Below are 7,862 nucleotides of genomic sequence, written 5' to 3' on the forward strand. Positions count from 1 at the left end.
CGCGGCGACGGCCATGGAATGGACAGGAGACTGCATGGACGATCGTCAATCCCCCCTATCCCGCAAATACCTGCTGCCAGTGCTGGTAACCCTGACCCTGATGCTGGTTCTCGGGGGGCTGGTGCTCTGGCAATGGTTGGCCCTGGAAGCGCGCAACCGTAGCGAGTACGAGCAGCGCTTCAAGATCGAGGCGGAGGAAATTGCCCAGCGCGTCGGCATCCGGATGCGCGCCTACGAGATGGTCCTGCGCGGCATGTCTGGTTTGATGGTGGGCAGCGCTGCCGTGTCGGCCGAGGAGTGGGGGCGGGCCACGGACCAGTTGCAGTTGCAGGATCGCTATCCGGGCATCCAGGCGCTGGCATGGGCGCGTTATCTGAAGCACCCGGAGCTGAACGCCTTCGTCGGCGAGATCTGGGACCAGGGGCGCCGTGAGTTCCGTGTGTTTCCCTCGGAGCCGCGGGACGAGTACCTGGTGGTGCAATACAGCAGCCCCATGGACTGGCGCAACCGGCGCACCCTGGGCTTTGACATGCTCAGCGAGGCGGTGCGCCGGGAGGCGGTCGATCTTGCCCGGGATACCGGCGAGGCGATCCTCACCGGGCCGGTCACGCTCCGGCAGGAGACCGACCAGCACGTGCAAAGCGGCCTGCTGCTCTTCATGCCGGTGTATCGCCCAGACGCGCCCAGCGTCACCGTCGAGGAGCGTCGCGCGGCATTGGTCGGCATGGTTTGCGGCGCCTTTCGCATGAACGACCTGATGGACGGAATCCTGGGCACCCAGAGCAGCCTCTTCAGCATCGACATCAAGGATGCGGGCAGTCCTGGCACGCCTATGCTGGAGGAGCCTGAAGGAAGCCACCCGCCGCGCTTCCATCGGGTCGAGGAGCTCAAGCTCTTCGGCCGCACCTGGGTGTTGGGCATAAGCAGCACGGCCAAGTATGAGGCCATGCTGGGCAACGACCGCATCGCCTTCAGCCTCTGGACGGGCCTCGCGGCTGCGCTGCTGCTCTCGCTGTTGGCGGGCGGCTACCTCTATCTGCGTGAGCGGCAATTGCAGCTCAGCCTGTCATCTGCCACCGCGCTGGCCGAGCGTGAGGAACGTTTCCGCCTGTTGCTGCAGCACCTGCCCGTGGCCACGCTTATCTGTGATGCCCAAGGTCGAATCGAGATGGCCAATGCCAGTGCGGGCGATCTGTTGGCCTGTGACACCGAGTTTCTGCTGGGGCAGCGATTGCAGCGCTACCTGCCGAGTATGGCGGCCCTGGAGTCGAGCGACGGTGACCAGTCCCCCACCCAGCTGACCGAGGTCGAAGCGCAACAGGATGGGGGGGAGCGAATCCCGGTGGCGCTGACCCTGAGCAGCCTGAACCACGGCGCGAACCAGCGCTACCTGATCAACCTGGTGGACCTGCAGGCGCGCAAGAGCGCCGAGGAGCGCTTCCGCCTGGTGGTCGAGGCGTCGCCCAACGCCATCGTCCTGGTGGATACCCAGGGGCGGATCGCCATGGTCAACCGCCAGACCGAGCAACTGTTTGGCCATGGTCGCCAGGAAATGCTCGGTTCGCCGGTGGAGATGCTCCTTCCCGAGGCGCTGCGTGAGGCTCATGTGGCATTGCGCGAAGGCTTCCAGCGCAAGCCCGAGCAGCGGCGCATGGGCAGCAACCGCGAGCTGTTCGGGCAGCATCGTGACGGTCGCCAGATTCCCCTGGAGGTGGGCCTGTCGCCCATTCGCGCTGGCCGCGAATTGCTGGTGCAGGCGGTGATCATTGACATCAGCGAACGCAGGGCGGCGGAACAGCGACTGCGTGACCAGGCCGAGCAGTTGATGCTGGCCAATCGTTACAAGTCCGAATTCCTCGCCAACATGTCCCATGAGCTGCGCACGCCGCTGAACAGCATTCTGATCCTCAGCGATCAGTTGCGTCAGAACATGGTCGGCAACCTCACCGAGAAACAGACCCGTCACGCCGACATCGTCCACCGCGCCGGCAGCGACCTGCTGCAGCTGATCAACGATGTGCTCGACCTGGCCAAGGTCGAAGCCGGGCGCATGCAGCTCAAGCTGGAACCGCTCAACGTCCAGGACATGCTCGCCGAGCTCGACGGCAGCTTGCGGCCCATGGCCGAGATCAAGGGATTGCGCCTCTCTACCCACGTCCAGGCCGGCGTGCCGCGGGTTATCCACAGCGACCGGGTGCGCTTGCACCAGATCCTGCGCAATCTGCTGTCCAATGCCCTCAAGTTCACCGAGCGTGGCGATGTAGAGCTGTCGGTCGAGCTCGACCCGGCCGCGGCCATCGACGAGCGCGAGGTGTTGCGCTTCGTCGTCCGCGACACGGGTATTGGCGTTCCTGAGGACCAGCACGAGCGTATTTTTCAGGCCTTCCAGCAGATCGATGGCTCGACCAGCCGGCGCTTCGGGGGCACCGGGCTGGGCCTGGCCATCACCCGTCAGCTGGTGCTTGCCCTGGATGGCGATATCTCGCTGGAAAGCTTACCGGGACGGGGTTCGCGCTTCACCGTTCGGTTGCCGGTGGCAGTGGCCGCCAGCCAGCCGAAGGACGATGAAGGGCCCATGCAGCCAGTGCGCGGCGGCCAGGGCCCGTCGGTACTGATTGTCGAGGATGACGTCAATTTCGCCTCGGTGATGGCCGAGGAAGCCCAGGCCCATGGGTTCTCCAGTGTCCATTGCCGCAACGGCAAGCAAGCCATCGCGCTCTTGCAGAACGAGCGCTTCGCCGCGGTCATCCTCGACATCCTGCTGCCGGATATCAGCGGCTGGCAGATCTACCGACGCCTGCGCAGTCATGCGAACCACCGTACTACCCCGGTGAACATCATTTCCTGTGTCCCCCAGCCCCAGGACTGGAACGAGGACGCCACCCGCTACCTGGTCAAACCCATTGCCCGAGAGGACCTGGAGCAGGTGTTCCAGGGCCTGGAGGGCGGCCGTTCGCCGCAGGAGCGCAAGTTGCTGCTGGTGGAGGATGTCGAGGTGGAGCGCGAGCACTATCGCGAGCACCTGGAGCAACTGGGTTTCGATGTGGTGACCAGCGCCAACGGTGAGGGTGCCCGCAAAGCCTATGCGCAGAGCGATTTCTCCGCCCTGGTGATCGATCTCGACCTGCCTGACCAGGATGGCTTCGAGCTGCTCGACAGTCTCGACCGTGAACGCCCCCTGGAGGGCTCCCGGGTCGTCATAAACACCGGGGTCGACGTCAACCAGCAGAACCTGCAGCGCCTGCGACGCTACTCCGCGGTGGTCGTGCGCAAGGCCGGCGAGGACCTCGACAACCTCAGCTCGGCGGTTCAGGGCTTTCTGGCTGGCCTGCGCCAACCCCAGGCCAGCTCGGTGGTGGACCCGCTGGAAGGCAGCCGTGTGCTGCTGGTGGACGACGACGTGCGGAATGTCTACGCCCTCAGTGCCCTGCTCGACGAAACCGGCATGAAGGTCACCGCCGCCCGCGACGGACTGGAAGCCATCGCCTGCTTCCAGCGCGAACCCTTCGACCTCATCCTGATGGACATGGCCATGCCCAATATGGACGGCTACACCGCCACCCGCGTGCTCAAGCAGGAACACGGCTGTGGCATCCCGATCATCGCCCTGACCGCCCACGCGATGAAGGGCGACCGGGAGAAGTGCATCACCGCCGGCGCCGACGACTACCTGGCCAAGCCGATCAGTCGCCAGGAACTGCTGGACATGCTCTACCGCTGGCTGGAACAACCAGGAGGTCGCCATGGCGCACCTGCAGCTTAAGGAGGCCTCTGCGGCCAACATCCTGCTGGTGGTGGACGACCGCCAGGAGAACCTTGCCGCCATGGAAGCGCTGTTGGATGACGGCGAATGGCAGGTGCGTACCGTGGATTCCGGCGAGGCCGCGTTGAAATGCCTGCTGGAGGAAGAGGTCGGCCTGGTGCTGCTGGATGTGCAGATGCCGCGCATGGATGGATTCGAGGTGGCCCGGCTGATGCGCAGCAGCCCGCTGACCCGCTATACGCCGATCATCTTCATCTCCGCCATCGCCCACACCCAGGACGCCGTGCTGCGCGGTTATTCGTCCGGGGCCGTGGACTTCATCCTCAAACCCTTCGACCCCCAGGTGCTGCGCCACAAGATCCAGTCCCTGTTGGCCCACGAGCGCAACCGGCGCGACCTGTTGCAACTCAGCCAGCAACTGGACAGTGCCCGTGCCTTCAATGCCTCGGTGCTGGAAAACGCAGCGGAAGGCATCCTGGTGGTGGGCGAAGACGGCATCATCAGCTTCGCCAACCCGGCCATGGCGCATATGCTCCAGGGCGCGGTGGACGATCTGGAGGGCCAGCCGCTGCTGAGCCTGATCGGGCATCCTGAGATGGCCGCCGAATGGAAGCTGTCGGATTTCTACCGCCACTGGAAGCGCAACGAGACCTATCGCCTGCACGATGCGAGCCTCAAGACCATGGGGGGCGAGCGCCTGGCGGTGGCGTTGTCGTCATCGCCCCTGCCACGCCTGCAGCGCTCCATGGTGGTCATCGCCCTGGATATGTCGGTGGTGCGCCAGCTGCATGCGCAACTGGAGTCCCAGGCCATCACCGATGCCTTGACCGGCCTGCTCAACCGGCGTGGCTTCCACCAGGCGCTTGAGGCATCCCTGGCGCGCATCGAGCGCAACGGCAAGCGCATGGCGGTGCTCTACCTGGACCTGGATGGCTTCAAGCTGATCAACGACTCGCTCGGCCACGAGGCCGGTGACCGCGTGCTGCGGCGAGTGGCCGAACAGCTGAAGAATTGCCTGCGTCCCTACGACATCCTGGCGCGCATGGGGGGGGACGAGTTCACAGCGCTGCTGGATACCCTCGATCATCCCGAAGACGCTGCGCGGGTGGCGGAGAAACTGATCGAGCTGGTGTCCGTGCGCCACCGCATCGAGGGCATCGACATCACCCTTGGCGCCAGCGTTGGCATCGCCTGCTTCCCCGAGTGCGGGCAGAGCGTGGATGGCCTGTTGCGCGCGGCCGACATCGCCATGTACGAGGCCAAGCGCGCCGGTCGCCAGCAATACCGCTTCTACTCGCCGGAGATGAACGGCCGCGCCCGCTCCCGGCTGATGCTGGAGGAAAGCCTGCGCAACGCCATCGAGCAGAACGATTTCCACCTGGTCTACCAGCCGCAGGTCCACCTGGAGACCGGCCGCCTGCGCGGCTTCGAAGCCTTGCTGCGCTGGGAACACCGGGTCGCAGGCACTGTGGCGCCCAATGTGTTCATCCCGTTGCTGGAAGAGACCCGCCTGATCAACCGCCTGGGAGACTGGGTGCTGCGGGAGGGGGCCAGTCAGTGCAGCGCGTGGCTCCCGAGTTTCGGCGAGGACCTGGTGATCAGTCTCAACGTCAGCCCTGTGCAGTTCGGCATGCCGCAGCTGGTGGACGACCTGCGGCGGGTGCTCGGCGAATTCAGCCTGCGGCCTGAGCAGCTGGAGGTCGAGGTGACCGAAAGCGCACTGATGCAGGACCTGGAGCTGACCCGCGAGCAGCTCCGGCAACTGCGCGCCCTGGGCGTGCGCATCGCCATCGACGACTTCGGCACCGGCTATTCGTCCCTGGCCTACTTGCGCCATTTCGAACTGGACACCTTGAAGATCGATCGCCTGTTCATCTCCAACATGCTGGAGTCGCGGCGCGACGCCGCCGTGGTCAGCACCATCATCGACCTCAGTCGCCACCTGGGCCTGGAGGTGATCGCCGAGGGGGTGGAAACCCTGGCCCAGCGTGACTGGCTGCTGGAGCACGGCTGCACCTTCATGCAGGGTTTCCTGGTGGCGCCGGGGCTTCCCGTCGCCAAGGCCGAGGCCTTTCCGCGGGTAGTGGACTGGAGCACGCTGCGCGAGGCCTCCGAAAGCCTCACTCCCTCTCCATGAAGAGGGGGTGGGCGGAGAGAGTGGCATCACGCACACCCGAACGCGCGGGCCTACACTTGAGTTGTCGGGGCATCCGGGATCACGCCGCCGGCCTATTGCAATAAGGAGGCTCCATGTACTGCTTTGTTGTGGCGTACCCCAACGCACCGGGCGCCAAGTTCGATTTCACCTACTACTGCGAGGAACACATCCCGCTCCTGACCCGCCTGATCGGCGAAAACCTGGTGAAGGTCGAAGTGCGCAAGGGCTTGGCCGCAGCGGATGGCGCCGTGGCGCCGTTCATCTGCATGGCTAACCTATGGGTACTGTCGATGGAGGAATTGCGCAGCACGCTGGAACTGAACGGCGACGAGATCAGCGCCGATATCCCCAACTACACCAACCTGGCGCCCTTGCTCCAGGTGGATGAGGTGTTACAGACGCCATGAAGAACAAGAGCCCGCCAATCGGCGGGCTCTTCGTATCCGGGCGGGAGGACCGACGAAGGGTCGTCCACCCGGTTGAGGCTCAGGCTGGCGGGAACTGCTGGTGCAGCCGAACCAACTGGGCGTCCTTGGCTTCCCACAGGCGGTTCACCCATTGCTGGAAGGCCAGGCGGTACTGCTCGTCCTGGTCGTAGTTCTTGCCGATGAACTCGCCGGGAATTTCCATTTTTTCGATGCGCACCACCACCTGGCGCAGGCGGCCGGCGAGCAGGGTCCAGAAGTTCGGGTTGCCATCCGGGTAGTGGATGGTGACGTTGACCAGCGAATGCAGTTGCTCGCCCATGGCATCCAGCACGAAGGCGATGCCTCCGGCCTTGGGTTTGAGCAGGTACTGGAAGGGCGAGTCCTGCTCGTCGTGCTTGGCGCGAGTGAAGCGGGTGCCCTCGAGGAAGTTGAAGATACCCACCGGATTGTCGCGGAACTTGTCGCAGGTGCGGCGGGTGGTTTCGAGGTCCTTGCCCTTCTTCTCCGGGTGCTTGGCCAGGTAGGCCTTGGAGTAGCGCTTCATGAAGGGGAAATCCAGCGCCCACCAGCACAGACCGATTACCGGGACCCAGATCAGCTCCTGTTTGAGGAAGAAGCGCAGCAGGCGGATACGGCGGTTGAACAGGTGCTGCAGGACCAGGATGTCCACCCAGCTCTGGTGATTGCTGGTTACCAGGTAGCTGTGCTGGTAGTCCAGCCCGGCCAGGCCGTCCACGTCCCAGCGGGTGTCGCGCACCAGGCGCATCCACAGTTTGTTGCAACTGATCCAGCCCTCGGCGACGAAGCTGGCAGCCCAGTTCAGCACGCGCTTGGCCGCATGGAAGGGCAAAAGCAGCTTGAGCAAGGTGACGGCGAACAGCGGAATGCACCAGAACAAGGTGTTGAGGGTCAGCATCAACGCCGCCAGGGCGCCGAGCAGCGGGGAAGGGATAAAACTCAGCATGGACGGGTTGGAGCCTCACCGGGGGTGGTCATGGCCACCTCGTTATGGGTAGGACCCGCGGCGTTCCCTGACTGCGGGCAGAATGGTGGCCAAGGTTAACGGTTGTTCACTCAACTGCAAGCGCGAAGGGTGACCGAGCGGTCGCGGCGGGCGCTGATTCCGGGGGAGAAGGCGGTAGGAGGGAATTCATTCGCCAAGGGCTGCGCTGCAGCCCCTTCCTCGTTCGCAAGGGCAGACCTTTGGTCTGCTTGGCGAATGAATTCGCCCCTTCTATGAAGATCTCGGTGTCAAGGCCTGTTCCTCCGATTCATGACTCGGGGCACGCATCAAGGCAGCGGGGCATGCTGCTCGTGAGACCTGGCGTCTCACCACCTTCTATCCGCTGGTCACGAGGACCAACACGATCCTGCTTGCGCGTTGCGCTCAGGCATGCCCCTTTGCACCACACCCTTTCTACAAGATCGGTCATCGCGCTGATGACCCGGGCGAATTACGGGCGTGTTGACTGCGTCACTCTTTCGTCGCGGCTCGCTGGCTGAGTGGTGGTGT

At 64.4% G+C, this 7,862-nt stretch carries 4 protein-coding genes; 3 read left to right on the forward strand and 1 reads right to left on the reverse strand.

Annotation, left to right across the window (positions count from 1 at the left end; genetic code table 11):
* Positions 1 to 34 precede the first annotated feature (34 nt).
* The 3 genes from G559_RS0120135 to G559_RS0120145 all read left to right on the forward strand — a co-directional run bounded on the left by G559_RS0120135 (position 35) and on the right by G559_RS0120145 (position 6,328).
* A complete protein-coding gene (locus G559_RS0120135; protein WP_028629977.1) occupies positions 35 to 3,763 on the forward strand; it encodes a response regulator in 3,729 nt (1,242 codons plus the stop codon).
* A complete protein-coding gene (locus tag G559_RS29130) occupies positions 3,744 to 5,900 on the forward strand; it encodes a putative bifunctional diguanylate cyclase/phosphodiesterase (RefSeq protein WP_036997606.1) in 2,157 nt (718 codons plus the stop codon). The genes G559_RS0120135 and G559_RS29130 overlap by 20 nt, the downstream gene beginning before the upstream one ends.
* A gap of 113 nt (positions 5,901 to 6,013) precedes the next feature.
* Positions 6,014 to 6,328 (forward strand): EthD family reductase, encoded by a 315-nt coding sequence (locus tag G559_RS0120145; RefSeq protein WP_028629978.1) that lies wholly within the window; start codon positions 6,014 to 6,016, stop codon positions 6,326 to 6,328.
* A 79-nt stretch (positions 6,329 to 6,407) separates the two neighbouring features.
* On the opposite strand, the gene G559_RS0120150 is transcribed toward G559_RS0120145, so the two are convergent.
* Positions 6,408 to 7,313 (reverse strand): acyltransferase, encoded by a 906-nt coding sequence (locus G559_RS0120150; RefSeq protein ID WP_028629979.1) that lies wholly within the window; start codon positions 7,311 to 7,313, stop codon positions 6,408 to 6,410.
* Positions 7,314 to 7,862: the final 549 nt, after the last annotated feature.

This window comes from Metapseudomonas resinovorans DSM 21078, from assembly GCF_000423545.1.
Classification (GTDB): domain Bacteria; phylum Pseudomonadota; class Gammaproteobacteria; order Pseudomonadales; family Pseudomonadaceae; genus Metapseudomonas; species Metapseudomonas resinovorans.

Bases quoted from the DNA above. Each gene is read 5' to 3' on its own strand.
- G559_RS0120150 (WP_028629979.1), bottom strand. From the start codon at position 7,313: ATGCTGAGTTTTATCCCTTCCCCGCTGCTCGGCGCCCTGGCGGCGTTG.
- G559_RS29130 (WP_036997606.1), top strand. From the start codon at position 3,744: ATGGCGCACCTGCAGCTTAAGGAGGCCTCTGCGGCCAACATCCTGCTG.
- G559_RS0120135 (WP_028629977.1), top strand. From the start codon at position 35: ATGGACGATCGTCAATCCCCCCTATCCCGCAAATACCTGCTGCCAGTG.
- G559_RS0120145 (WP_028629978.1), top strand. From the start codon at position 6,014: ATGTACTGCTTTGTTGTGGCGTACCCCAACGCACCGGGCGCCAAGTTC.